The sequence below is a fragment of the Acinetobacter sp. SwsAc2 genome (assembly GCF_013391465.1).
Lineage (GTDB): Bacteria > Pseudomonadota > Gammaproteobacteria > Pseudomonadales > Moraxellaceae > Acinetobacter > Acinetobacter johnsonii.
The window spans coordinates 43,417-69,264 of the sequence record NZ_JACBEZ010000002.1 but is presented as its reverse complement, the minus strand read 5'-3'; the positions used below and the strand labels follow the sequence as shown (position 1 = coordinate 69,264).

Here is a 25,848-nt window from a genome sequence, read left to right as displayed (position 1 = left end):
ATTCTCCAGTCCAACTCGCGTTATCTTAACGCGTTCCCCACTTTTACGCGCTTATTTTTCTTCATCGGAAGTGTAAAATCGCGCAATAAAAAACCACCCGAAGGTGGCTTTTTATTTAACTTTTTAAAATTAAGTTGCAGATGGTAATGGTGGTGGTGTGCTTGGACCATCCGTTGGAGTTACATCCATCACAGGATTTTCTGCAACATATACTTTTGGTGGTTGTGGCTCACGACCTTCCATAATGTCACGAATTTGCTCGCGATCAATCGTTTCCCATTCCATCAAAGCTTTCACCATCGCATGAGCAATATCTTTATTGTTTTCTAAGATATTGCGTGCTACATGGTATTGCTCATCGATGATACGACGAACTTCAGCATCTACTTGTTGCTGTGTTGCTTCAGAAATCGTACGACTACCAATGCTACCCATGAATGATTGCTGAGAATCATCTTCATACACCATTACACCCAGTTTGTCAGACATACCGTACTTGGTCACCATCGCACGTGCCATTTTAGTTGCACGTTCAAAGTCGTTTGAAGCACCTGTCGACATTTGGTTGATAAAGATTTCTTCAGCAATACGACCACCAAACAAAATTGAAAGTTCATTCAACATTTTGTCTTTATAGTGGCTGGTTTGGTCATGTTCAGGTAACTGCCAAGTTACACCCAGCGCCCAACCACGCGGCATAATGGTCACTTTATGTACAGGGTCTGTACCCGGTAGAATTTCAGCCACAATCGCATGACCAGCTTCATGGTACGCGGTTGCACGACGTTCTTCTTCACGAATCACCATCGACTTACGTTCAGGGCCCATGTACAACTTGTCTTTTGCATCTTCAAAATCATGCATATCGACAGTGTTCTTGTTACGACGTGCAGCAAATAATGCAGCTTCGTTCACAAGGTTCGCCAATTGTGCACCCGAGAAGCCCGGCGTACCACGTGCAAGCACTTGTACATCGACACCAGTCACTGAAGGCAATTTCTTCATGTGAACATTTAAGATTTGCTCACGACCTTTAATGTCTGGTAAGCCAACCATTACTTGGCGGTCAAAACGACCTGGACGGAGTAAAGCTTTATCCAGTACATCGGCACGGTTTGTCGCAGCAATGACGATAATACCTTCATTGCCTTCAAAGCCATCCATTTCCACCAACATTTGGTTCAAGGTTTGCTCACGCTCATCGTGACCACCACCTGTACCTGAACCACGATGACGCCCCACAGCATCAATCTCATCAATAAAGATAATACATGGTGCATGACGTTTCGCTTGTTCAAACATGTCACGGACACGAGACGCACCCACACCCACGAACATTTCAACAAAGTCAGAACCAGAAATACTAAAAAATGGTACTTTCGCTTCGCCTGCAATTGCTTTTGCAAGTAAAGTTTTACCTGTACCCGGTGGACCCACCATTAGCACGCCTTTAGGAATTGTTGCACCTAAGCGTTTAAATTTTGAAGGGTCTTTTAAGAAATCAACAATTTCTACAACTTCTTGCTTTGCTTCATCACAGCCAGCGACATCGGTAAAAGTCACTTTAATTTGGTCTTCTGCCAACATTTTTGCTTTTGACTTACCAAAACTCATTGGACCGTTCTTACCACCTGCTCCGCCACCCATGTTGCGCATAAAGAACATGAATAACAAAATGATTAAAAGTACAGGGAAGCTTGCGATCAAAAGTTGCATCAATAAACCTTGACGTGCAGGTGCAGTACCTTCAACGACAACGTTATTTTTAATCAGATTAGGCATAAGCTCTGGGTCTTGAACCGCAGGACGAATACTTTCAAACTCTGAACCGTTTGATTTTTGGCCATGAATTCGTTCGCCATCAATTGTCACTTGCTTAATTTGACCAGCATTCACCGCAGCAACAAACTCTGAATAATTCATCGCTGTCGGCTTTTCATTGCTACTGACATTACTGAAAATAAGGATCAGTACGCCCAGTATCACTAGCCACAATATGGCATTCTTGAAGAGATCGCTCAAAGCTTTATTCCCATATCAATCTAATTTGATCATGCCCTATCGGGTGACCTTAAAGTTTCTGCTGAAGATCAGCTTCGCAAAATAATAAAAAGGTACAAAATGCACAATTTTTAACGACTTGGCAAGTAAACTTTATTTGAAAGCCTTCTTACGGCCTTGCCCAACTAAGAATACTTCCTTAGATCGGGCACGTGATGCAGCAGGTTTTACTGTCTTTAACACATCAAAGTTGTCGACTACTTGCTTACGGAACTCGTCAAAGCCTGTACCTTGGAATACCTTTACAACAAACTGACCATTTGGACCGAGCACTTTCGTAGCAAAATCGATGGCCAATTCACAGAGGTAAATCTGGCGAGGTTGATCTACAGCCTTGTTACCTGAAGTATTGGGGGCCATATCTGAAATTACAACGTCTACTTTACGTCCATCTAAAATATTTAACAATTTATCGAATACTTCTTGCTCACGGAAGTCACCTTGCAAGAAGGTCACATCTGGAAGTGCATCCATTTCCAAAATGTCAGATGCAACCACCAATCCTCGATCACCGACCAGCTTTCCTGCAATTTGTGACCAACTTCCAGGTGCAGCACCCAAGTCAACCACGGTCATGCCAGGACGAATGATGTTATATTTTTCTTGAATTTCAAGTAACTTATAAGCTGCACGTGCTCGATAACCTTCTTTTTGCGCTTTTTTCACAAAATGGTCATCAAGGTGCTCTCTCATCCACGCACGGCTACTTTTGGATAACTTTTGGTTGGTAATGCGTGTTGCCATATCTCTCTAAAACATTAAAATTTCTTAAACTTAATTGTACGTTAAATTCTCTAGGCTTGCAGTATACATCTGTATCCAAATCTTGGGTTTTAGTTGTTTTTTTCTATTATCTAAATCGATTATTTCCACAGAATATACAGCGTTTAATTTCGCAGTTTGTTATACTAAGCCGTTTTTAAAATTAGGTTATCTTTATGGCGACTTTATCCATTCAGGAACGCAAGCGTTTGCGTCAAATCGGTCATGCTTTAAACCCTGTGGTAATGCTTGGCGGTTCAGGTCTGACTGAAAATGTCGTTGAAGAAATTTTACGTGCTTTAAACGACCACGAATTGATTAAAGTCAAAATCGCGGGTGAAGACCGTGAAGAGCGCGCTGCAATCATTGCAGAAATTGCCTCAACTACAGGTGCAGAAATTGTACAGACCATTGGTAAAATTGCATTGCTTTACAAAAAAGCGGCGAAACAAAATGCCAAATTGTCTAATTTAGTCCGTTTCGCTCACGCAGCAAAATAATTGTAGTTTTTTATGGCAAGTTACGAACTCAGTGCATTTGATCGTCGCTTTCAAGCTATTTCGCTTGTTGGTGCGATTGAACAACAAAGCCCATATGCTCTCAATATCGGCTTTTGGTTACGCGATCCCAATTTGTACATGCACTGGCCCGAAGTCGTGAATGCAAATCCTCGTCAAGACTTTTTATGGGAAAACACCTGTTTTGAAGTCTTTATCGGGGTAAAAGGCGAAGATTATTATCGCGAAATCAATCTCTCCCCTTCGCAAGCTTGGCAGGCCTATCAGTTTGAGGAATATCGGTATCCTGAAGATATGCCGCCACAGGTCGCTTACGATATTGAACTCAATCAATTGAAGCGTACCCACTATGGTTTAAATGTCAGCATTGATCTGACTGAGTTTATGCTACAACACAAACTGAAATGGGCTGACCTATATCTGGGTTTATCCGCGGTGTTGAATACTTCACAAGGTCAACAGTTCTATGCCATGCAGCATAGTGGTCAACAAGCTGACTTTCACAATAAACGTGATTGGTTGCATCAGTTTTAATCCAGACAAATAAACCCGAGCAATAAAAAAGTGAGGCCATGACCTCACTTTTTTATGCACTTAATCTTGAGTCTCGTACAGCGAGATTACTTGCTTGAAACCTTATTCCACGCATCTAAGGTGTGTTCTTTTGAACGTTTAAACGTTTCAGTCAACTGATCTTTATGTTTTACTGAAATTTCGCTGACATCACCTTTTAACTCTTTACCTAGTTTGGTCAAGTCATCTAAAACGGCCGTAAACTCAGTTTTAACAAACTCTTTTAGTTCAGTTAAGTCTTTTTGAGAGTTCGATAGCTGCCCTTTAATGGTTTCTAAGCGCAGTAAAAGATCTTGTTTAAATTGTCGGAGTTGCTCTTGCACACTGGCATTCAACTGCTTCGCTTCAGCTTCAAGCTTTTCTTTGCTTTCAACTACCGCTTCCGTGACCTGCTCTGTTGCTTCTTTCGCCACTTGCTCAAGCTTTTCAGTGCTTTCTGCAACGACTTCTTTCAACGCTGGCTTTGGTTTGGTCACTTTGTCTTGTTCAGTCATGATGTTATTCCTGTTGTTATATACACAGCGACAGCTTAGCGTGATTCGATAAAATTTAGATTTTGATTTGTTAGACAATTATTTGTTGTTACATTTTTCTTTACAAAACTTAGAAACAGCTTCCGCTACAAAATAAAAGCACTTTATCTTGCTAATTCCATCTTATTGGCATGGACTTTGTTAGTGAAGTTGCGTATAGTGCCATGTTAAGTTCAAGCGAGCAGACATAGGGAGGGTAGGTTTTTAGATAGCCTTCCTTTTTTTTCGTCTACTCGCTTTTTTACAGCCTAAATTTCAGGAGCTTTGGTTTGAGCACCCCAGCAATTTTAGCCCTTGCCGATGGTACGATCTTTAAAGGAACGTCTATTGGTGCATCGGGTAGTACGACTGGTGAAGTCGTTTTCAACACTGCCATGACTGGCTATCAAGAAATTTTGACTGACCCGAGTTATGCACAGCAACTTGTGACTTTAACTTACCCTCATATCGGTAACACAGGTTGTAATGATGAAGACGCTGAGTCAGGTCGAATTCACAAAGTATGGGCCAACGGATTAATTATTCGTGACCTACCTTTATTGCATAGCAACTTCCGATCAACGCAATCTTTAGGCGAATACTTAAAAGAACATAATGTTGTCGCAATTGCAGATATTGATACGCGTAAATTAACCCGTATTTTGCGTGACAAAGGTGCGCAAAATGGTTGCATCCTTGCTGGTGAAAATATTACTGAAGAGCAGGCTTTAGAAAAAGCACGCGCATTTGGTGGTTTAAATGGTTTAGACCTAGCTAAAGAATGCTGTGACCCAACTGGTTTCGAATGGACAGAAGGTTCTTGGGTATTAGGCAAAGGCTTCACACAACCTGAACTTAAATTCCATGTTGTTGCATACGACTACGGTGTCAAAACCAACATCTTACGTATGCTTGCAGACCGCGGTTGTAAACTCACTGTCGTGCCTGCACAAACTCCTGCTGCTGACGTGCTTGCATTGAATCCGGATGGCGTGTTCTTATCGAACGGCCCTGGCGATCCAGCTGCATGTGACTACGCAATTGAAGCTGTAAAAACAATTGTAGAAGACGCTCGCAACCTACCCGTCTTTGGTATTTGCTTGGGTCACCAAATTCTTGCACTTGCCTCAGGTGCAAAAACAGTGAAAATGCCGCATGGTCACCACGGTGCTAACCACCCTGTTCAAAACATGGAAACAGGCACAGTGATGATTACTTCTCAAAACCACGGCTTCGCAGTGGATGCAGAAACACTTCCTGCAAACTTGAAAGCTACGCACAAGTCTTTGTTCGATCAAACTCTTCAAGGGATTCATCGTACAGACAAACCAGCGTTCAGCTTCCAAGGTCACCCTGAAGCAAGCCCTGGTCCGCATGACTGCGCACCATTGTTCGATCATTTCATCGAACTTATCGAAGCATCTAAGAAGTAATTAAGGAAGCGATCATGGCTAAACGTACAGACATTAAAAGTATCTTAATTATTGGTGCAGGTCCGATTGTCATCGGACAGGCATGTGAGTTTGACTACTCAGGTGCGCAAGCGTGTAAAGCTCTTCGTGAAGAAGGCTACCGTGTTATTTTGGTGAACTCTAACCCAGCTACCATTATGACCGACCCTGCGATGGCAGACGCAACATATATCGAGCCAATCACTTGGCAGACTGTTGCTCAAATCATTGAAAAAGAGCGTCCAGATGCTGTCCTTCCAACAATGGGTGGTCAAACAGCATTGAACTGTGCGCTTGCACTGGATGCCAACGGTATTTTAGAAAAATACAATGTTGAATTGATTGGTGCAACCAAAGAAGCGATTGAAAAAGCTGAAGACCGTAAACTGTTTGATGAAGCAATGCGTAAAATTGGTCTTGAATGTCCAAAAGCTGCGATTGCTGAAAACATGGAAGAAGCTTTAGAGATTCAAGCGCGCTTCGGCTTCCCTGTGATTATCCGTCCGTCATTCACGATGGGTGGTTCAGGTGGCGGTATCGCTTATAACAAAGAAGAATTCCTTGAAATCTGTGAACGCGGTTTCGATCTTTCTCCAACCAAACAATTATTGATTGATGAATCTTTAATTGGCTGGAAAGAATACGAGATGGAAGTTGTTCGTGACAAAAACGACAACTGTATTATCGTTTGTGCGATCGAAAACTTTGACCCAATGGGCGTGCACACAGGTGACTCAATCACTGTTGCGCCTGCGCAAACATTAACAGACAAAGAATATCAATTGATGCGTAATGCATCTTTAGCAGTTCTTCGTGAAATTGGTGTAGAAACAGGTGGTTCTAACGTTCAGTTCGGTATTTGCCCAGATACTGGCCGTATGGTGATCATCGAGATGAACCCGCGTGTATCGCGCTCATCTGCCCTTGCATCAAAAGCAACAGGTTTCCCGATTGCAAAAATCGCCGCGAAATTGGCTGTCGGTTATACCCTTGATGAATTAAAAAATGACATCACGGGCGGAACGACTCCTGCTTCGTTCGAACCTGCAATTGACTACGTGGTAACAAAAATTCCACGTTTCAACTTCGAAAAATTCCCACAAGCAGATGCAACACTGACCACACAGATGAAATCTGTGGGTGAAGTAATGGCCATTGGTCGTAACTTCCAAGAGTCTGTAAACAAAGCACTTCGTGGTCTTGAAGTGGGTGCGTGTGGTTTTGATGAAAAAATCGCAGTAGGAACTGAAGGCGCGAAAGAAAAGATCTTGGTTGAACTTAAAGTTCCGGGTCCAGAGCGTATTTGGTATGTGGCTGACGCATTCCGTCATGGTTTCACCTTAGAAGACGTGTTCCAAGCGACGAAAATCGATAAATGGTTCTTGATCCAAATCGAAGACATCATCAAAACTGAAAATGAAATCAAAACTTTAGGTTTTGGTGATCTAAACGCAGACAACATCCGTTCGTTCAAACGTAAAGGTTTATCTGACCTTCGCATCGCGAACTTGATGGGTATTTCACAAAAACAATTCCGTAAGCACCGTTGGAACTTGGGCGTAACGCCAGTTTACAAACGTGTGGATACCTGTGCAGCAGAGTTCGAATCTGACACTGCATACATGTATTCAACTTACGATGATGAGTGTGAATCAAACCCATCTGATAAAGATAAGATTATGGTGATCGGTGGTGGTCCTAACCGTATTGGTCAAGGGATCGAATTCGATTACTGCTGTGTACACGCTGCGCTTGCAATGCGTGAAGATGGTTACGAGACCATCATGGTGAACTGTAACCCTGAAACAGTTTCAACGGATTACGACACTTCTGATCGTTTGTACTTCGAACCAATCACATTGGAAGATGTACTTGAAATCGTTCGTACTGAAAAGCCAAAAGGCATTATCGTTCAGTATGGTGGTCAGACTCCGCTTAAATTGGCTCGTGCTTTAGAAGAAGCAGGTGCGCCAATTATCGGTACATCACCAGATGCGATTGACCGAGCAGAAGACCGTGAACGTTTCCAACAAATGATTCAACGTCTTCAACTTCGCCAGCCAAACAACAGCATTGTAAAATCTGCTGAAGAAGGTATGGCTGAAGCATCGAAAGTAGGCTACCCACTGGTGGTGCGTCCTTCTTATGTACTCGGTGGTCGTGCGATGGAAATCGTATACAACGACGAAGAGCTTAAACGCTACTTACGTGATGCGGTACAAGCATCAAATGAAGCGCCAGTTCTTCTTGACCGTTTCTTAGATGATGCGATCGAAGTTGACGTAGACTGTGTATCTGACGGTAAAGACGTTGTGATTGGCGGTATTATGCAGCACATTGAACAAGCAGGGATTCACTCAGGTGACTCAGCATGTTCGATTCCTCCATACTCACTCTCAGTTGAAATCCAAGACGAAATGCGTCGTCAAACTGTTGCTATGGCGAAAGAGCTTGGCGTTGTTGGTTTGATGAACGTACAGTTTGCTGTGAAAGGCGAAGACGTTTACATCCTAGAAGTGAACCCACGTGCGTCTCGTACTGTGCCATTCGTTTCTAAATGTATCGGTGAGTCTTTAGCGAAAGTGGCTGCGCGTTGTATGGCGGGTCAGTCTTTAGAATCTCAAGGATTCACTAAAGAAATCATCCCGACTCACTTCTCTGTAAAAGAAGCGGTGTTCCCGTTCAACAAGTTCCCGGGTGTTGACCCTATTCTTGGCCCTGAGATGAAATCTACAGGCGAAGTAATGGGTGTAGGTAAAACATTTGGTGAAGCATTCTACAAAGCTGTGTTAGGCTCGAATGAACGCGTACCAGGTCTTCCTACAGAAGGCGAAGTGAAGCATGCATTTATCTCTGTGCGTGATTCAGACAAACCTCGTGCTGTTGGTATTGCGAAGCAACTGGTAGGCTTTGGCTTCAAAGTACTTGCGACTGGCGGTACTTATGAGTTCATTAAAGCTGCAGGTATTGAGTGTGAACGTGTAAATAAAGTCACTGAAGGCCGTCCTAATATCGTGGACCGCTTGAAAAATGGCGAAGTTCACCTCATTATCAATACAACTGAAGGCAAACAAGCTCAACAAGATTCGTTCTCGATTCGTCGTTCAGCGCTTCAAGCGAAAGTGTATAACACTACGACCTTGAACGGTGCTGATGCTGTATGCCAAGCTTTTGCGATTCAATTGCCAATGGATGTATACCGTTTGCAAGATTTACAAACTGTAGGTTAATTCGTTTACCGAGAAGTCCCGTCACCTCTCGGTGGCGGGCTTTTTTCATTTATAAACCTATATTTTTTACACTCACAGACTTGAGGGACAACAATGCAACGTTATCCTATGACTCCCCAAGGCAAATTAGCCTTAGAGAAAGAATTACATCAATTAAAAAGTATTGAACGTCCACGTATTATTGCGGCAATTGCTGAAGCACGTGAGCACGGGGATTTAAAAGAAAATGCGGAATACCATGCTGCGCGTGAGCAACAAGGTTTCTGTGAAGGTCGTGTTCAAGACATCGAAGGTAAATTGGGTGCGGCTCAAGTGATTGATGTAAAAGAACTTGAACAGAACGGTCGCGTGGTTTTTGGGGTGACAGTCACTATCGAAAACTTAGACACCGAAGAACAAAAGACCTATATGATCGTTGGTGACGACGAAGCTGATTTTAAAATCAATAAAATTTCAGTGAACTCTCCTATCGCGCGCGGCCTTTTGGGCAAAAGTGAAGGGGACGAAGCAAAAATTCAAACCCCTCAGGGTGAAGTTGAATACGAAATTGTAAAAGTTGCATATATCTAAGTTTCTTTGATATTTACGGCTGTAGAAACCCCTCGATTGAGGGGTTTTTTGTTTTTGTATTTTACCAAATAGCTCTTCCTAGCCCTCTTCTTATGCACGTGGGAAATTTCACCCCAAGAATGAGATAGATTTAGGGTATTCATTTCCCCTCTTTATCAAAGCAAGACTTTTATTTGTTATAATTTCTCACACTCTTCAACGCTGTCTTTTTATGTCTGAGCCACTGATTAATTCTCCTGTCAAACACTGGTGTGAGTTTGAGTTCATCTCTAAAACGGTGAAGAATCCGAATATTCACATTAAAGGGAATTACTCTTACTATTCAGCGTATTGGGATCAAGGTTTTGAACGTTGTGTCGTGCGTTATTTGCATGATAAGCCCTCGACCATAGACAAACCAATTGATCAACTCTATATCGGCAACTTCGTCTGTTTTGGCGCAGAATGCGTCATTATGATGGGTGGTAACCAACTGCATCGTACTGACTGGATTTCGGCCTTTCCTTTTGATACACGTAGTTTTGTGCTCGCGGGTGATACCATCATTGGAGATGGATGCTGGATTGGTTCACGTGCCATGATTATGCAGGGTGTAACACTCGGTGAAGGTGCAGTGGTGGCAACGGGCGCTGTCGTGACCAAGGATGTTCCACCCTATACCGTTGTGGGTGGAGTACCTGCCAAGATTATTAAGTATCGCTTTCCCGAAGCAGATATAGAAAAACTGCTTGCACTGAAGCTCTATGACTTAGATGAAAAGCAGTTTTTAAAAATGCGTGAGCAGTTACAGACAGATGATATTAACTCTCTGCTTGAGTTTCTGAAATAAAACCAGATTCAATATAATTTTTCCAACTCGTGACAAGATCATCAGATTTACGCAATTTCGTCACGGAATAATCTGAATATAAATCTAAAAGAGCTCTTTCCTTCTCATCCATCTGTCCAGAAGTTGTGTAGTGTTTCATAAAATTTTCCAACTGATCAGCTAATTCCAGAATTCCCAAGCTAGTTAACTTATATTTTTGATTTAAATTATTTATTAAGTTTCTTGCTATATAACTTTCATTATCCCGTTGATGAGTATGATTAGTTATATATTCTAATAATCTCTTTAGAACTCTTCTAAAATACTGCACTGTAACTTGGAAATCCCTATCAAATATTATTGCTATTACAATCATATCCTTATTTAAATTATTTGTTCTTAATAGGGCATATTGATTGACTTTTCTAATAAGCTCTCGCGAATTGTAATTTTTATATAATTGCAATGCCAATATGATATACGCTGAATTATCAGGAGACTTTCCCTTGGGAGATTCTAGGCAGCCAACTTATAAAAGTCTTCGGCCATTTGATTTGGTGTCTTAAAACCCAAACCCTTTTGAATTCTTCGATGATTATAAAATAATTCAATGTATTTTATAATATCTGCTTTGGCTTCTTCTCTGGTTTGATAGTTGTAATGATGCACTAACTCATTTTTCAGTATTCCCCAAAAGCTTTCAATCGGTGCATTATCGTAACAGTCTCCGCGCTTGCTCATTGAACCTTGAAAACCATATTGCTCAAGTATATTTCGATATTCATGGCTGCAATATTGACTTCCTCTGTCTGAATGCACAATCAGTTCTTTGGTTGGTTTTTGATTGTGAATAGCCATATTTAGCGCATTACAAACAAGCTGTGCTGTCATGCGCTCATTTAAGCTATAGCCAACCACTTGCTTCGTGTAAAGGTCTTTTACCGCTGCTAAGTACAGCCATCCTTCAACAGTCCATATGTACGTAATATCACTTGACCATGCTTGATTTGGTCTAGTCATTGAGAATTGTTGCTCCAGCAGGTTTTCATAGATCGCTCGATTATGGTCACTATTCGTAGTCCTTTTAAAACGCTTGTGTCGCTTACAATACAGGTGGTTCAGCGCTTTTATCTGACGTACAGCGTACATACTCATTTTTATGCCCTGAGCTTGTAAGTATTTGGTTAATCGAATATAACCATAGCTCTGCCTTGTCTCCTCATGGGCTATTTTCACCAATATCGTCTGTTGATTTCGTTGAATCGTTCTTTTGCTCACGCCTCTCTTGAGCCAATCATAAAAACATGAAACTGAAACATGAAGTAATCGAGCCATTAAGGTAATTGGAAAAGAATATCTTTTTTGTTTCATATAGGCGTACCTTACTGACTTTCTTTGGCAAAGTACGCTGCTGCCTTTTTTAAAAATTCACGTTCCATTTCAGCTATTTTGAGCTGTTGTTTGAGTTTTTTATTTTCTTCGAGTAGAGCGTTTAGATCAGGTGAATACTGTTTTGTACCTGCTAAAGTTCCAGCCTTTGCTTTGGTATTCCAATTTGAAAGAGTTTGCATTGAAATGCTAAGTTGTCTAGCTGTTTCCGAGACATTGCCTTGATTGGCTTCAATTAATTTGATGGCTTCAGCTTTAAATTCTGTGGTGTAAGTCTTGTGTTTCTTGCTCATGGTAAACTCCTGATGAGTGTGTTTAGTTTACCAAGTTAAAACCTCCTGTTTTTTCAGCACACATCAATACCCAAAAATAAAAAGTACTAAAATGCTCTTTATTTTCAATTTCACCTATTCTAAAAAGCTGCTCTTTTAAGAGCATTTCATAATTATTTATAGCATCCAACTGAGGAAATTTAATCGTGAAATCAATAAACTTTTCGAAGTAATCACCATTCGTTTCAATAGTATAGCCATATAAAGTGTGTACAGACTGTATAAGCTGAGTCTTATTCATCACCAAAACAAAAACAATTTTAGGAATATCAAAAAAGTGTTTAATACGCTCAATCAAACGAATTGCAAAATCAGGACGACAACGATCAAGTTCATCAATAATAAAAACTAGTGGTTTGTCTAACTTTTCAACTGTTTGAGCTAGATGTTTTTTGAATTCTTCTAAAGTTTTCTTTTCAGCTTCATGACCTGCAATTTTCTCTTGAATACTTTCTTTAATTCGATCACTCGTCTCATCTGATAATTTATCTATTTCATCCTGCGCATTTTCATAACCTTGCTGCAAGATTCCACCTAAAAATCCAGCTCCAACAAGATGAAGTCCAAGCGTTAATGCAATTTTCGGTAAAGATGGCAACAATGCTGTTCCTACAGATGCTGATAGATCTATTAGTTTTTTAACCTTACTTTTGGTCTTTTTGTCTTTACTTAAAGTATTTGTAATTTCTGAAGTCACAACTAAAAATGGATCATCTAAATAGTCATTTGCAAATGCATCTAAATAAATCACATTATGATTTTCATCTTCTAAATGTTTTTGCCAGTGTCGAACAAACCAAGTTTTACCCTCCCCCCAACGAGCATCTAAAGCGAGTACAGCTCCACACTGCAAACGATCAACATAATTCGTTAGTTGAATACCCAAACGCTTACGATCCCAAAGGTCACCTTCCCAAGCTGTTTCTATATTCTCTAAATTTGTTCGTTGCCAATTCAGTTGATTCGTATCTGTCATCGTATTTATAAAGTAGTAAGCCATTCATAAATATAAGCTATTTTTTAGACAAAGCCTATGTTTCTTAAACGCTACATATACATTCAACTTTAGTGTTAAATTGATTATTATTCACACGCTTTTGTGCTAATTTAGAAGTGAGAAATTAGCATTTCATATGCAAATATCCATATGAATTTACTAGGTTTTATTCTTTAAAAAATACAGCTAATATCAAGGCATAAGCTGTATTTAACCCGTGATACATTAAAACAGAAATCTGCACGTATAATCAGTTGATAATAAGGAGAAACAACCATGGCATACCAAAACATTTTAGTCCCTGTAGACGGTTCAGAAACATCATATGCAGCAGTTGCGCAAGCGGCTGAACTTGCTAAAGCATTTGGCGGAAAAATTACAGTCGTTCAAGTACTTGCACTTGACCCTTACATTGCTGCCGAATACATTTCTGCAACTCAAACCAATGACTTAATTGAACGTGCGCGTACTTCAGTTTTGAAAACACTTGAGGAAGCAGCGGCTAAATTTAGCGATCTGGGCATTCCAGTTGAAGCAAAACTACTTGAAGGTCAGGTGGTGCACCGTGAAATTATCAAAGAAGCTGAAACATCTAAAGCAGACCTGATTGTGATCGGCTCTCATGGTCGTACAGGTTTAAAACGTTTATTCCTAGGCAGTGTTGCACAAAGTGTTTTAGGTGAAGCGCACATTCCTGTTTTAGTTGTTCGTCAGTAATACATCGAGTGCTCTACTTCCACGGAGGTAGAGCCTTGCTATTTTAAATATTCCACTGAAACTCTTTCATTTTCACTTTGTCCCCAATCACTAAAATACCTTCCGCCAGAAGTAACTGTGCTTGAATGTTTTGTCCCTGATCATTCAGTTTACTTAGGCTAATTTTTCCTTGGGAGTTGATTACACGATACCAAGGTAAACTACTGTCTGCATCCATATGTTTTAGCACATAGCCTACTAAACGTGCATGTTTGGGAATACCTGCTAAGCGTGCAATTTGTCCATAACTAGCTACCCGCCCATAAGGAATCTGGGCGATCACCTGAAAAATCATCGGTGCCAGTTCTTTGACTATCGATTCCGCCATTTCAAAGGTATCCTGTTCTAATTATTCCATAATGACATCGTTATATGATTCAAATAAACCAGCTCATTCATTCTAAAAAGCCCCAATACAGGGGCTTTTTAGTTGAGTAAATCACTAAAAGTTATCAGGACTTTCCAGACGTTTCACTTCCTGAACTCGCTCAGGGTTATGCACCGCAGCAATGCCATCATCTGCTTTAACATCAATCAATGCTTCAGGTTGATAGACGATAATGGTTTCATAGCCCTGTGCATCTTCACCAATAATATACTTGAAGCCTTTACGGTTCATTTTATTACACAGACGTTGATACCAACCTTTAAAACCTGTCTTTTCTTCATTCGGGTTGTAGTAGAACGCATTCATTACAGCAGGCAATCCTAGACCGCAGACCATACCTGAAAGCAACACGGTGATAAAAGTATAACCAATCAAGATACTGCTGTATTCACTTAGCTCAGGTACGTTAGCTACGGCTAAGATCAGTGCTAAGGAGATCCCTCCACGCACTCCGCCCCATGACAAAATCGCCAAACTTCCGTTATAACTTTTCTTACGGAAAGAGGGAAAAAAGGCAAAAGATAAATAGTTCGCTGCAAAACGTGAAGCATGCAGAATAATAAAAGCGACGATGCCGCCAAAAATTAGACTAAAGCTGAGATCTAAAATAAACAGTTCCAAACCAATTAAGGTGAATAAGAACGAGTTAATAATTCCTTCAACCGTATGCCAAAAATGGTTCACTTCCCGTATTTCGCGTTCTTGTAAAATTTCTTTCCATTTATTCCCCACAATCAAACCACCGATGACACAAGCAATCGGTGCTGAAGCATGTGCAAACAGTGCAACCAAGTACGAACCGCAGGCCAAGAGTGCTGTGGTCAAAATGAGAGACTCCATTTCGTGCTTACCACGCAGCAGTCGCAAGATCCCTAAACCAAAGGCCCAACCAATAATGACGGCGACAAAAATTTCATAGAGTAAGGTTTGCAACACGCCCATGACGGTAAAGTTTTCACCTTGTAATACGTTTAAGAGCGTCATGAACAAGGCAATACACATAGCATCATTAAACAGTGATTCACCCTCAAGCTTGACCATTAAATGATGGGGCGCACGTACCGAACTAAGTACGCCTTTGATCCCAATCGGGTCCGTTGCACCCAATGCAGCCCCCAACAGCAAAAGCACCAATAAATCGACATGTTGTCCAATAATGAACTGATAACCGTAGAGCACCACCCCAAAGAACACGGCGCACAGTACCAACGCAATACTGGCTAAAATGCTGATCGGCTTCCAATAACTACGTAAATCTGAGACTTTGAACTTCAGTGCCGACGAGGTCAAAATGAAGCAAATCACGCCATTGATTAAAAAGTCATAAAAATCAATGTGACGAACCGCTTCTTCAATGTTATGAATATTGATGGTAATAAACTGATTACCACTCAGCAGGCTCGCGCCCCACTGTAAAATAAAGACAAAAATGGCAGAAACGATGGGTACGCCAATGGCTTGAGGAAAACCTAAAATACGTTTATTAAAAATAGTCGTTGCAATAGATAATGCAAAAATAACGGTAAAAACTTGTAGAAAAAAATAATTTCCCATTGAACTTCCAAATTGGGCGGTTGGGGAGACGGTGGCTTTCAGTGCTTATCTATGGAATAAAAGTTCATTTCATACACATTGATGCTCGAAATATTTTAATCATTTTTCACATCAACGCCCGAAAAAAATAATTTTTTTAACATTTCTCCTGATGATGAATTAACATAGCGCATATGCATGTTTTTTATGCGTGAACGTTCCCTTTGGCCAAGTTTGATCTCCTATGCAATTCACTTTTAAAACCATCTTTCGGATGTTCTTCGCACTGATTATTTTCCTAACCACCTTTGCGTTGTTTCTGACCTGCTTTGCAAAAACCAAAGAAATTTTACAAGCCGAGCAAACTTTTGCCTCAGCACAAAGTTTTAAAATGAACTCTCGTCCCGATCAAACTCTGGTTCTACTTTCAAACAATAAAGCACCCGATGATCATATTTATTTGCATGTGGCCAATCATGGTTATATCGCCAAACTCAGCTGTAATCATTATTTAACCGACATTTGTGTAGATGACTACAACGAACAACATACCCGCCAAATTCAGTCAATTGAACTACTCAAAGCAGGGCAATTTAATTACATTCAGCAAGTCAGTTATCTCGATACACGTACACAAGATGTTAAAACATTGCGTTATACGCCTGAGCAAATTCAGCAGTTTTACCGTGCGGATATGAGCAACTTAAAGTATGTGGTGTTTGGGGTGTTGTTATTTGCCTGTATTGCGTTATATGTGAGCGTCCGTATTGCTCGAAACTTTAAGCAGTTCTTAAACCGATAGAAATGAATTGGTTAAAATAAAAAGAGGTGATTAATCACCTCTTTTTTATGACTTAAATGGCTTGATTAAAAGTATCACAACTTTCAACTTGCCCCGACTTAAAGCCCGTGCCAAACCAAGTCATACGCTGCTGACTGGTTCCATGGGTAAAGCTATCAGGCACCACTTGCCCTGTTGCCCGCTTTTGTAGGTAATCATCACCAATCTTATGTGCAGCATCCATCGCTTCTTCAACATCGCCTTGCTCTAAGAACTGAGTTCGTTGATTGTTATGATGCGCCCATACTCCTGCTAAACAGTCAGCCTGTAACTCTTGGCGTACCGATAAAGCATTGCCTTGCGCTTTTGAGCCCTGTGCACGAGCTTTTTGCACTTGTTCAGAAATCCCTAAAATGGTCTGAATATGATGTCCAACCTCATGTGCCACAACATAAGCCTGAGCAAAGTCACCCGCTTGATCTTGGCGCGCCAACTCCGTTTGGTTTTGCTCACCGCCAATACCCATTTGAGTCCGCATGTCTTTAAAGAAAGCGGTGTCGATATACACCTTCTGATCTGCTGGACAGTAAAACGGCCCCATTGCAGACTGAGCAGTACCACAACCCGAATTGATCACTCCTGAAAACATCACCAACTTGGGCGGAACATATTGTTGTCCCAATTGCTGTTGGAAAATTTGACTCCATGTGTCTTCAGTATCGGCCAGTACAGTACCGACAAAGTCCATCGCTTCCTGCTGATCAGGCGTTGGGTTATCCAAACCTTGAGTTTCTGCCGCTCCAGTTTGTGCGGTCACTTGTTTAGTGGCTTGGTAGGCTTGCTGCGGATCGACTCCTAGAAATTTCCATGCCACAAAGGCTACGATCAGCCCTAAAATACTGATGCCACCCGCCTTGACACCGCCACCACCGCGGCGATCCTCGACATTGCTACTGACACGACGTCCCTTCCAACGCATAGCACTCTTCCTTCTTCTAATACATGCTGACCCGATCCAGTTTATGCCTTTTTTGAGCTCGGCCAAACTTTTTTAATCAAGCTCACAATAGCCAATACAATCAAACCAGCCACAAAACCAATCACTAAGTTAATCAGTGTTGGGGTTAATGCCCCCACAATGCTTCCCACAGTTGGAATATGTTCAGCATAATCCACTGAACCTTCAGTGAAATGATGCAATAAAGGCACGCCGTGGGAAATAATGCCACCACCCACTAAAAACATCGCGATAGTGCCCACGATGGTTAAGGTCTTCATTAGTTTTGGTGCAAAAGCCAATAAACCACGGCCAATAGTTTGCTTAAATGAAGAGGCTTGCTGAGCTAGATACAGCCCTAAATCATCAATTTTAACAATCATCGCCACAAAACCATACACACCGACGGTCATTAAAATGGCAATTACAGACAACACCATGACTTTGGTTGAAAAAGTTGCAGCAGCCACAGTCCCCAGTGAAATCACCACAATTTCTGCCGACAAAATAAAGTCGGTACGAATCGCCCCTTTAACTTTATCTTTTTCAAAAGTCGCCATATCGGTTTCAATCGCAGTTAATTCTTGGCTGGCTTCTTCTTCGGTTTTGGCTTTTTTGTGATGCAAACTATGTAGGACTTTTTCTACCCCTTCATAGCATAGAAATAAACCACCAATCATTAACAGTGGCGTGATCAGCCACGGTGCAACCACACTAATCAACAGCGCCGCAGGGACTAAAATTAATTTATTAACAAAAGAGCCTTTTGCCACAGCCCAAACCACAGGCAGCTCACGGTCAGTACGAACCCCGCTGACCTGTTGAGCATTGAGTGCTAAATCATCGCCCAAAACACCCGCCGTTTTTTTTGCCGCCATTTTACTCATGACCGCAACGTCATCTAATATCGTGGCAATATCATCTAGTAATATTAATAAGCTACTCGCCATTTATTTTTATCCATCTTGAGAATTCTGACATTTTAATCTGTGATCTAAGCTTTTGAATATTTGTTTTTTGAAATTTAACTGATTTTATAATTTTTTCACTGCAGTTTTTTTAAGACTGACATTGAAAAAGATTATGCCGTACAATGTCTGCATTCTTTGAAAATAGCATGTCGCTACGACGACTTTGGAAATAGATAATGAGTAATCAAGACAACCGTCCTGTTATTTTGACAGGCGACCGTCCAACGGGACAACTTCATTTAGGGCACTTTGTCGGATCTTTACGTTCACGTGTGGGGTTGCAGGATTCACACCATCAGCATTTATTATTGGCCGATGCGCAAGCCTTTACTGACAATGCCGATAACTTTGAAAAAGTTCGCCGCAATATTCTTGAAGTTGCCACAGATTACTTAGCAGTCGGGATCGACCCAACCAAAACCACCATTTGCGTGCAGTCGAGCTTACCCGCGCTAAATGAACTCACCATGTTGTATCTCAACTTTGTGACCGTGTCTCGTTTAGAACGTAACCCAACCATCAAGTCTGAAATTCAGATGCGTGGTTTCGAACGTGATATTCCAGCGGGTTTCTTATGCTACCCAGTTGCACAAGCAGCAGATATCACCGCATTTAAAGCAACGGTTGTACCTGTGGGTGAAGACCAGATTCCAATGATCGAACAGACCAATGAAATCGTACGCCGCTTAAACCGTCAGATTGGTCAGGAATTACTGCCTGAATGTAAGGCCCTGCTTTCTAATATGAGTCGTTTACCTGGCTTTGATGGTAAAGCCAAAATGTCGAAATCTTTGGGCAATACCATTGTGTTGGATGCAACCGATAAAGACATTAAAAAAGCTGTTAATGCGATGTACACCGACCCGAACCACCTGCGTGTTGAAGACCCAGGTCAGGTTGAAGGTAATATCGTATTTACGTATTTAGATGCGTTTGATCCAAACAAAGAAGAAGTTGAAGAACTGAAAGCACATTACCGCCGTGGCGGTTTAGGCGATGGTACGGTGAAAAAACGTCTTGAAGGCGTATTGAAAGAGCTGATCACGCCAATTCGTGAACGTCGTATGGAACTTGCGAAAGATCCTGATTACATCATGGATATTTTGAAGACTGGTACAGACAAATGTCGTGATATTACTCAACAGACTCTAGATGAAGTTAAATCGGGTTTAGGGGTGTTTCATTTCTAATCCGTTCTTAAACTAAAGCGCATATTTAAGCCTTTCTCACTGAGAAAGGCTTTTTTGATCACTAAACAAACAAAAATAAGCCACATGCATCTCAAAAACTGACATTTAGTGTCGTTTGTTAACCTAAATTTACAGTAATTAACGTGAATACTCATGAAATAAGAATGCACAGCCCTTATGATAAGTCCATAGCTTAGATTAACCCTGAGATATAACGTTTCTCCTTTTTACCGAAACTGTGTAACAACAGATTCGTAGTTCTACGCAATGAATACCCCAATCATTGCGTATTTTTTTGCCTAAAATTTGTCAAATCACAATTAAATCCGCTTTCTCATTACGTGCCAACAAACTTAGACATTCTGTTTTTTGAATGCTATGCTAAAGCCCAATTTCAATACAATTCTTTTTAAAAATTTACACTTAACTGATAACAGCATAAAAATAGAGAACCTTTAGAATGTGGGAATTATTTACTCACCCATCCAATTTAATTTTTAGTATTTGCCTCAGTCTGATGTTTTTATTGGGACTGCTCGAATTGATTCTATTGGTGTTAGGGGGCGGCTCACAAGGCCTACTTGACCAATTCCTACCTGATGACTTAGGCAGTACTAAAGACGTCGACATTGCACTAGATGCCGATCAAGGTTGGCTCAACGCCCTGCTGGATTGGTTGTTTATTGGCCGTGTTCCTCTCTTGGTTTGGCTGATTATCTTCCTCACTCTATATAGCTTAAGTGGCTTTATTCTACAGTCCATTCTTCAAACTTGGACGGGAAGCTATTGGAGTGCATGGATCATGGCACCACTTTGCCTCATACTTTCGATGCCTATGATTCGTTACAGCGCCATGCTGATTGCTAAAATTTTGCCACAAGATGAAACCACAGCAATTTACAGTGAAGAGCTGATTGGACGAACAGCACTGATTATTTTAGGTGAAGCTAAAGTCAACTCACCTGCTCAAGCACGAGTCCAAGATCAGTTTGGGCAAACGCATTATGTGCTGGTTGAACCTGAAACAGACCTTCATTTTTCTCAAGGTCAAGAAGTCATTTTGACTCAAAAAACCAAGATTGGCTTTAAAGCCATTTCACTTTAATTCTTTCATTTTGTACTTATAACTTTAAATAAAATCGGGACCCTTATGCTCAGCAACAATTTCTATAACATTCTTATTCTTGCAGGGATTATCTTTGCAGCTCTGGTTATTATCGGCATTATTATTGCCCGTCTGTACCGTCGTTCCAGCAAAGAAATCTCTTTCGTACGTACCGGTTTTGGCGGCGAAAAAGTCATTTTAGGTGGCGGTGCAATTGTACTGCCTGTATTACATGAAATTATCCCTGTCAACATGAACACGCTACGTTTAGAGGTTCGCCGTGCTGATGATCAAGCGCTCATTACCCGGGACCGTATGCGCGTCGATGTCATGGCTGAGTTCTATGTCCGTGTGAAGCCACTAGCAGAATCAATTGCAGTGGCCGCGCAGACTTTGGGACAGAAAACCATGTCTCCAAATGAGTTGAAGAACCTTGTAGAAGGTAAATTTGTCGATTCCTTGCGTGCTGTAGCAGCTGAAATGGCGATGGAAGAGTTGCATGAAAAACGCGTGGATTTCGTGCAAAAAGTACAACAAGTCGTGTCCGAAGACTTACATAAAAATGGTCTAGAGCTAGAAACTGTGTCATTAACAGGTTTAGACCAAACAGGTTTCAAATACTTTAACCCTCAAAATGCATTCGATGCCGAAGGTTTAACCAAGCTGACCGAAACAATTGAAGACCGTCGTCGTAAACGTAATCACATTGAGCAAGACGCTGACCTTGCCATTAAGACCAAAAACTTAGAAGCAGAACAAGCGCGCCTACAAATCATTCGTGAAGAAGAATACGCCAAACTACAGCAAGAGCGTGAAATTGCAATTCGCCGTGCAGAACAATTGGCTGAAATTGCCTCTCAAGAAGCAGAGAAAAAACGTGAAGCAGAAGAAGCACGTATTGCAGCTGAGCGTGAAGTAGAGTTAAAGCGTATTGGTGCAGCACGTGATGTGGAAAGCCAAAATATTCAAAAATCACAAATTATTGAACAAGCGCAGGTTGAACAAAAGAAAACCATCGAGCTGGCTGAACAGTCACGTGCCATTGCAATTGCTGAAAAGTCGCGTGAAGAGTCTGAAGCCAAAGCTTCTGCTGACCGTGCCCGTGCTGAAGCCGTTAAAGCCGAAGAAGAAGTGATTACCGTACGTGAAACCCAGCGTGCTGAGCGTCAAAAAGCAGTTGAGTTGGTTGCTGCGAAGCAAGCTGCAGAAAAAGATGCGATTGCGATTACGGTTGCAGCTGAAGCAGGCAAACAAGCCGCTGCCGATGATGCCGAAGCCGTTCGTATTGCAGCGGAAGCTCAAGCCGAACAAGCTCGCTTAAAAGCCAAAGGTGAAGCAGATGCCAAAATACTATTGGCTCAAGCAATGGAAAAACAATACCAAGTCGACGCGGATGGTACACGTGCGGTGAATGAGGCCAACAACGTCTTATCTCCTGAGCAAGTCGAAATGCAAATTCGGCTAGCTTTGTTAAAATACTTACCTGAAATCATTCGTGAAAGTGTTAAACCGATGGAAAATATTGATGACATCAAAATTTTACAGGTCAATGGTTTAGGCAATGTCGGTTCAGTAGCATCTGGGGTTGATGGTGCGGAATCTTCACAAGTTGCTTTGTCTGATCAAGTGGTAAATAGTGCGCTACGCTATCGTACTCAAGCACCACTAATTGATAGCTTGATGAATGAACTAGGGATTCAAGGCGGCGACATCAATGGTTTAACCCAAAGCTTAAAACCGCAAAGCAAAACTCAATAGCACTTATACTTACAAGCAAAAAACGCGACGATCTGTCGCGTTTTTTATCTACTTTAATATTTAACTTTCAATAAAATACACATTTAAGCTGTTAAAACGATAAACCTAAGAATTTGCCCAGCGCAGTAAGCCCATCATCTATTATAAAAATTTAAGTTATTTTAGCTTGATAATAGATTCGCCGACCATCAGAAAAGTCCAAAAAGTAATATGAACATCCTAGACGCTACAATTGAGTGAAAATATTCTAAACAGTAACGGAAAAAACTTTTTAATGAATAAATAGAATTAAGCTATTTAGTGCAAACGCACCCAAAAGAAACGAATCAATTGCCCACGATCATAAGGAAAATTTGAAAGGTACTCATATCCCACTTTATTTCTTTTGTTGACTTTAATTTCAATACCATACCCGAATGAAATACTGAGTACATCCAAGTCTGAACTGTGAAATTCCCCTGTCCCTAATTTATGGCTCAAACCATCCGAGTTGTAGGCCGAGTAGTTAAATATACGAATATATTCATTCTCATAAAAATCGTTATTGATCAATGTATAATCGTTTTCTTCTTCATCATGTTGTGCCGCTAACTGCTGATAATAGTGGAAAATATCATCACTCAAAGACTCAGCCAAGTAGACGTCTTCATTTTCAGCATAAGCGCTATTCATCGCTAGCCCGAACAAGAATAAGCAACGACAAAACAATAAATGAATAGGCTTTAACATCTGCAATACTATGTCTTCAAAAGAATTATTTTAATTATGAATATAGCATAGTCTCCTATATAAACAGTGTACACCAAATATTTATCAACTCTCAGATTGTTAAGTACATAGCAAATCTTGCACTAATTTACCCATTTTGTTTTTTGTCCAATATGGCTAAATATAGTTTTCAGCTAAGATTAAACACTCTAACCCCCATATTATTTTTATACAGAGAAATGTATTAGGGCAAACCAATATGCTCTCCACAAAAAAGCCGTATGTGCAATTAAGACATACGGCTTTTTCCTTTAAAATATAAAAGGCTTAAACTAAACCTTTGTCCTTTAAAAGTTGGAACATCGTTGAACCGAGTTCTGCTGGGCTACGCGTATAGGCCATCCCAGCCTTTTCAAATGCTGCAAACTTTTCTTCCGCAGTACCTTTACCACCAGAAATAATCGCTCCCGCATGCCCCATACGCTTGCCTTTCGGTGCTGTTACACCGGCAATATAACCCACCACAGGTTTAGTCACATGCGATTGAATATATTCCGCGGCTTCTTCTTCAGCCGTACCACCAATCTCACCAATCATGATAATCGCTTCAGTTTGTGGATCGTCTTGGAACAGTTTCAAACAATCAATTTGGTTCATGCCCGGAATTGGATCACCACCAATACCAATACAGGTCGATTGCCCTAAGCCTAGTTTCGTCGTTTGAGCAACTGCCTCATAAGTCAACGTGCCTGAACGCGAGATAATACCAATTTTACCCGGTTGGTGAATATGACCCGGCATAATCCCGATCTTACATTCATCTGGAGTAATAATACCCGGACAGTTTGGACCAATCAGACGTGTACCATTGCCATTGGTTTCAAGATAGCGCTTGGCTTTGAGCATGTCTAAAGTTGGCACGCCTTCTGTGATGACCACAATCAGTCCAACACCTGAGTCCACTGCTTCAATAATTGAATCTAATACAAACGGTGCTGGCACATAAATCACAGTCGCATCTGCGCCTGTGCCTGCAACTGCATCTTTCATGGTGTTAAATACAGGTAAATCTAGGTGGGTTGTGCCACCTTTACCAGGAGTTACCCCGCCAACGACTTTAGTTCCATAATCTAGTGCTTGTGCTGAGTGGAATGTACCGTTTTTACCTGTAAAACCTTGTACCAATACTTTGGTGTCTTTATTAATTAATACGCTCATATTGATACTCCTTACGCTTTTACTGCAGCAACAATTTTTTCTGCGGCATCCGACAAGCCATTTGCAGAAATAAGTTTTAAACCTGATTCGTCAAGTAATTTGGCACCCAATTCAGCATTGTTCCCTTCTAAACGAACAACTACAGGTACGGTCACATTTACTTCTTGAACCGCTGCAATAATTGCTTCAGCAATCATGTCACAACGTACAATTCCACCGAAGATATTAATCAATACCCCTTGTACAGAGGTATCTGCCAGAATAATTTTAAACGCTTCAATTACACGGTCTTTAGTTGCACCACCACCGACATCAAGGAAGTTCGCAGGTTGGCCGCCATAAAGTTTAATAATATCCATGGTTGCCATCGCAAGGCCTGCACCATTAACCATACACCCAATGTTGCCTTCAAGCGCGACGTAGTTGAGGTCAAATTCAGACGCTTTTAACTCACGTTCATTTTCCTGTGACTTATCGCGCAGCGCAGCAATTTCTGGTAAACGGTACAGCGCGTTTGAGTCAATCCCCACTTTGGCATCGACACATAGGATGTCACCATTTTCACGCACAGATAGTGGGTTAATCTCAAATAAAGCAAAGTCATTCTCGATGAATGCTTGATACGCAGCAGACATCACTTTCACAAATTGATTCACTTGACCATCTTTAAGGTTCAACTTAAATGCAACTTCGCGTGCTTGAAATGGCAATAAGCCAACCAAAGGATCGACTTCAACTTTGATAATTTTTTCAGGGGTTTCTTCAGCAACCTTTTCAATTTCAACGCCACCTTCGGTCGAAGCCATAAAGGTCACACGACGGCTTGAGCGGTCAACCACTGCACCTAAATACAGCTCACGCTCCACAGGATAAACATCTTCCGCGACAAGTACGCTGTTGACAGGTTGGCCATGACTATCGGTTTGATAGGTAACGAGGTTGGTCCCGATGATGCTTTTTGCATATTCAGCAGCTTCCATTGCTGACTTTACAACTTTTACGCCACCCGCCTTACCACGACCACCCGCATGCACCTGGGCTTTCATTACAGCAAATTTTCCGCCTATTTGATCAAAGGCTTTTACTGCTTCTTCTGGAGTGGTGGCAAGTACGCCCTCTTGGACAGGCATACCATATTTTTTTAATAGCGCTTTAGCTTGATATTCATGTAAATTCATCGACTAACCTTTTTATTACTGCTTATTTACTTTTTGTTGCACCGAAACTGTTTACTATCACA

Annotated in this window: 23 protein-coding genes and 1 pseudogene; 11 read left to right on the top strand and 13 right to left on the bottom strand. The window is 41.2% G+C overall.

Annotated features, from left to right (window positions below; all coding sequences use genetic code 11):
* Positions 1-129: 129 nt before the first annotated feature.
* Positions 130-2,022, bottom strand: coding sequence for an ATP-dependent zinc metalloprotease FtsH (gene ftsH / locus HYI04_RS01555; protein WP_004695609.1), 1,893 nt, complete (start codon positions 2,020-2,022; stop codon positions 130-132).
* A gap of 132 nt (positions 2,023-2,154) precedes the next feature.
* The gene (gene rlmE / locus HYI04_RS01550; RefSeq protein WP_004695608.1) at positions 2,155-2,805 is read right to left on the bottom strand and encodes a 23S rRNA (uridine(2552)-2'-O)-methyltransferase RlmE; all 651 of its coding nucleotides are present in this window, start codon (positions 2,803-2,805) and stop codon (positions 2,155-2,157) included.
* Positions 2,806-2,999: 194 nt separating this feature from the next.
* On the opposite strand from rlmE, the gene yhbY reads away from it, so the two are divergent.
* Positions 3,000-3,323, top strand: a complete 324-nt coding sequence (yhbY, locus tag HYI04_RS01545; RefSeq protein WP_004982701.1) for a ribosome assembly RNA-binding protein YhbY — start codon at positions 3,000-3,002, stop codon at positions 3,321-3,323.
* A 12-nt stretch (positions 3,324-3,335) separates the two neighbouring features.
* Entirely contained in the window at positions 3,336-3,875 is a 540-nt protein-coding gene (locus tag HYI04_RS01540; protein WP_004695605.1) for a DOMON-like domain-containing protein, read from the top strand.
* A gap of 86 nt (positions 3,876-3,961) precedes the next feature.
* Here the strand turns inward: HYI04_RS01540 and HYI04_RS01535 are convergent, their stop codons facing one another.
* Entirely contained in the window at positions 3,962-4,408 is a 447-nt protein-coding gene (locus HYI04_RS01535; protein WP_010327273.1) for a hypothetical protein, read from the bottom strand.
* A gap of 308 nt (positions 4,409-4,716) precedes the next feature.
* Between HYI04_RS01535 and carA the strand changes: the two genes are divergently transcribed.
* The 4 genes from carA (at position 4,717) to HYI04_RS01515 (ending at position 10,506) form a co-directional block, all read left to right on the top strand.
* The gene (gene carA / locus HYI04_RS01530; protein ID WP_004695603.1) at positions 4,717-5,859 is read left to right on the top strand and encodes a glutamine-hydrolyzing carbamoyl-phosphate synthase small subunit; all 1,143 of its coding nucleotides are present in this window, start codon (positions 4,717-4,719) and stop codon (positions 5,857-5,859) included.
* A 14-nt stretch (positions 5,860-5,873) separates the two neighbouring features.
* A complete protein-coding gene (carB, locus tag HYI04_RS01525; protein WP_010327274.1) occupies positions 5,874-9,107 on the top strand; it encodes a carbamoyl-phosphate synthase large subunit in 3,234 nt (1,077 codons plus the stop codon).
* Between the two features lie 93 nt (positions 9,108-9,200).
* The gene (gene greA / locus HYI04_RS01520) at positions 9,201-9,677 is read left to right on the top strand and encodes a transcription elongation factor GreA (protein WP_005400425.1); all 477 of its coding nucleotides are present in this window, start codon (positions 9,201-9,203) and stop codon (positions 9,675-9,677) included.
* A gap of 211 nt (positions 9,678-9,888) precedes the next feature.
* On the top strand, positions 9,889-10,506 hold the full coding sequence (locus HYI04_RS01515; RefSeq protein WP_010327275.1) for a CatB-related O-acetyltransferase: 618 nt from the start codon (positions 9,889-9,891) through the stop codon (positions 10,504-10,506).
* Here the strand turns inward: HYI04_RS01515 and HYI04_RS01510 are convergent.
* From HYI04_RS01510 to HYI04_RS01500, 3 genes and pseudogenes are all read right to left on the bottom strand, one after another.
* Positions 10,478-10,957: a hypothetical protein gene (locus HYI04_RS01510; protein ID WP_256732868.1), complete on the bottom strand. Its 480-nt coding sequence runs from the start codon at positions 10,955-10,957 to the stop codon at positions 10,478-10,480. The two genes, HYI04_RS01515 and HYI04_RS01510, sit on opposite strands and share 29 nt — an antisense overlap.
* 44 nt (positions 10,958-11,001) lie before the next feature.
* Positions 11,002-12,167, bottom strand: a protein-coding gene (locus HYI04_RS01505; protein WP_085944217.1) for an IS3-like element ISAba22 family transposase whose coding sequence is annotated in 2 segments (ribosomal slippage) — positions 11,002-11,909 and positions 11,909-12,167 — 1,167 coding nt in all. Because the reading frame shifts where the segments join, the coding sequence is not laid out codon by codon here.
* 64 nt (positions 12,168-12,231) lie between these two features.
* Positions 12,232-13,182 (bottom strand): annotated as a pseudogene (locus HYI04_RS01500) (P-loop NTPase fold protein); the annotation flags it as partial.
* 297 nt (positions 13,183-13,479) lie between these two features.
* Between HYI04_RS01500 and HYI04_RS01495 the strand changes: the two are divergent.
* Positions 13,480-13,920, top strand: coding sequence for a universal stress protein (locus HYI04_RS01495; RefSeq protein WP_004695589.1), 441 nt, complete (start codon positions 13,480-13,482; stop codon positions 13,918-13,920).
* A gap of 43 nt (positions 13,921-13,963) precedes the next feature.
* On the opposite strand, the gene HYI04_RS01490 is transcribed toward HYI04_RS01495, so the two are convergent.
* The gene (locus HYI04_RS01490; RefSeq protein WP_010327277.1) at positions 13,964-14,287 is read right to left on the bottom strand and encodes an MGMT family protein; all 324 of its coding nucleotides are present in this window, start codon (positions 14,285-14,287) and stop codon (positions 13,964-13,966) included.
* 114 nt (positions 14,288-14,401) lie between these two features.
* Complete coding sequence (locus HYI04_RS01485; RefSeq protein ID WP_010327278.1) at positions 14,402-15,901, bottom strand: sodium:proton antiporter; 1,500 nt, start codon at positions 15,899-15,901, stop codon at positions 14,402-14,404.
* Positions 15,902-16,124: 223 nt separating this feature from the next.
* Here HYI04_RS01485 and HYI04_RS01480 point away from each other — a divergent pair, with 223 nt between their 5' ends.
* A complete protein-coding gene (locus HYI04_RS01480; protein ID WP_010327279.1) occupies positions 16,125-16,682 on the top strand; it encodes a hypothetical protein in 558 nt (185 codons plus the stop codon).
* Between the two features lie 52 nt (positions 16,683-16,734).
* Here the strand turns inward: HYI04_RS01480 and HYI04_RS01475 are convergent, their stop codons facing one another.
* Both HYI04_RS01475 and HYI04_RS01470 read right to left on the bottom strand, forming a co-directional pair.
* Positions 16,735-17,640, bottom strand: coding sequence for a neutral zinc metallopeptidase (locus HYI04_RS01475; RefSeq protein WP_004695581.1), 906 nt, complete (start codon positions 17,638-17,640; stop codon positions 16,735-16,737).
* Positions 17,641-17,681: 41 nt separating this feature from the next.
* Positions 17,682-18,608, bottom strand: coding sequence for a DUF808 domain-containing protein (locus HYI04_RS01470; RefSeq protein WP_010327281.1), 927 nt, complete (start codon positions 18,606-18,608; stop codon positions 17,682-17,684).
* A 197-nt stretch (positions 18,609-18,805) separates the two neighbouring features.
* Here HYI04_RS01470 and trpS point away from each other — a divergent pair, with 197 nt between their 5' ends.
* The 3 genes from trpS to HYI04_RS01455 all read left to right on the top strand — a co-directional run bounded on the left by trpS (position 18,806) and on the right by HYI04_RS01455 (position 22,682).
* Entirely contained in the window at positions 18,806-19,819 is a 1,014-nt protein-coding gene (trpS, locus tag HYI04_RS01465; protein ID WP_004695576.1) for a tryptophan--tRNA ligase, read from the top strand.
* A gap of 460 nt (positions 19,820-20,279) precedes the next feature.
* Positions 20,280-20,924, top strand: coding sequence for a YqiJ family protein (locus HYI04_RS01460; protein ID WP_010327282.1), 645 nt, complete (start codon positions 20,280-20,282; stop codon positions 20,922-20,924).
* Positions 20,925-20,969: 45 nt separating this feature from the next.
* Entirely contained in the window at positions 20,970-22,682 is a 1,713-nt protein-coding gene (locus tag HYI04_RS01455) for a flotillin family protein (protein ID WP_005400417.1), read from the top strand.
* 297 nt (positions 22,683-22,979) lie between these two features.
* On the opposite strand, the gene HYI04_RS01450 is transcribed toward HYI04_RS01455, so the two are convergent.
* The 3 genes from HYI04_RS01450 to sucC form a co-directional block, all read right to left on the bottom strand.
* Positions 22,980-23,354, bottom strand: a complete 375-nt coding sequence (locus tag HYI04_RS01450; protein ID WP_010327283.1) for a hypothetical protein — start codon at positions 23,352-23,354, stop codon at positions 22,980-22,982.
* 363 nt (positions 23,355-23,717) lie between these two features.
* Positions 23,718-24,608, bottom strand: coding sequence for a succinate--CoA ligase subunit alpha (sucD, locus tag HYI04_RS01445; RefSeq protein ID WP_010327286.1), 891 nt, complete (start codon positions 24,606-24,608; stop codon positions 23,718-23,720).
* Between the two features lie 11 nt (positions 24,609-24,619).
* The gene (gene sucC, locus HYI04_RS01440; protein ID WP_010327288.1) at positions 24,620-25,786 is read right to left on the bottom strand and encodes an ADP-forming succinate--CoA ligase subunit beta; all 1,167 of its coding nucleotides are present in this window, start codon (positions 25,784-25,786) and stop codon (positions 24,620-24,622) included.
* Between the last annotated feature and the right edge of the window lie 62 nt (positions 25,787-25,848).

Bases quoted from the DNA above. Each gene is read 5' to 3' on its own strand.
- HYI04_RS01490 (WP_010327277.1), bottom strand. From the start codon at position 14,287: ATGGCGGAATCGATAGTCAAAGAACTGGCACCGATGATTTTTCAGGTG.
- sucD (WP_010327286.1), bottom strand. From the start codon at position 24,608: ATGAGCGTATTAATTAATAAAGACACCAAAGTATTGGTACAAGGTTTT.
- sucC (WP_010327288.1), bottom strand. From the start codon at position 25,786: ATGAATTTACATGAATATCAAGCTAAAGCGCTATTAAAAAAATATGGT.
- HYI04_RS01515 (WP_010327275.1), top strand. From the start codon at position 9,889: ATGTCTGAGCCACTGATTAATTCTCCTGTCAAACACTGGTGTGAGTTT.
- HYI04_RS01475 (WP_004695581.1), bottom strand. From the start codon at position 17,640: ATGCGTTGGAAGGGACGTCGTGTCAGTAGCAATGTCGAGGATCGCCGC.
- HYI04_RS01540 (WP_004695605.1), top strand. From the start codon at position 3,336: ATGGCAAGTTACGAACTCAGTGCATTTGATCGTCGCTTTCAAGCTATT.
- greA (WP_005400425.1), top strand. From the start codon at position 9,201: ATGCAACGTTATCCTATGACTCCCCAAGGCAAATTAGCCTTAGAGAAA.
- carB (WP_010327274.1), top strand. From the start codon at position 5,874: ATGGCTAAACGTACAGACATTAAAAGTATCTTAATTATTGGTGCAGGT.
- yhbY (WP_004982701.1), top strand. From the start codon at position 3,000: ATGGCGACTTTATCCATTCAGGAACGCAAGCGTTTGCGTCAAATCGGT.
- rlmE (WP_004695608.1), bottom strand. From the start codon at position 2,805: ATGGCAACACGCATTACCAACCAAAAGTTATCCAAAAGTAGCCGTGCG.
- HYI04_RS01480 (WP_010327279.1), top strand. From the start codon at position 16,125: ATGCAATTCACTTTTAAAACCATCTTTCGGATGTTCTTCGCACTGATT.
- HYI04_RS01450 (WP_010327283.1), bottom strand. From the start codon at position 23,354: ATGAATAGCGCTTATGCTGAAAATGAAGACGTCTACTTGGCTGAGTCT.
- HYI04_RS01535 (WP_010327273.1), bottom strand. From the start codon at position 4,408: ATGACTGAACAAGACAAAGTGACCAAACCAAAGCCAGCGTTGAAAGAA.
- trpS (WP_004695576.1), top strand. From the start codon at position 18,806: ATGAGTAATCAAGACAACCGTCCTGTTATTTTGACAGGCGACCGTCCA.
- HYI04_RS01485 (WP_010327278.1), bottom strand. From the start codon at position 15,901: ATGGGAAATTATTTTTTTCTACAAGTTTTTACCGTTATTTTTGCATTA.
- HYI04_RS01460 (WP_010327282.1), top strand. From the start codon at position 20,280: ATGTGGGAATTATTTACTCACCCATCCAATTTAATTTTTAGTATTTGC.
- HYI04_RS01495 (WP_004695589.1), top strand. From the start codon at position 13,480: ATGGCATACCAAAACATTTTAGTCCCTGTAGACGGTTCAGAAACATCA.
- HYI04_RS01455 (WP_005400417.1), top strand. From the start codon at position 20,970: ATGCTCAGCAACAATTTCTATAACATTCTTATTCTTGCAGGGATTATC.
- HYI04_RS01470 (WP_010327281.1), bottom strand. From the start codon at position 18,608: ATGGCGAGTAGCTTATTAATATTACTAGATGATATTGCCACGATATTA.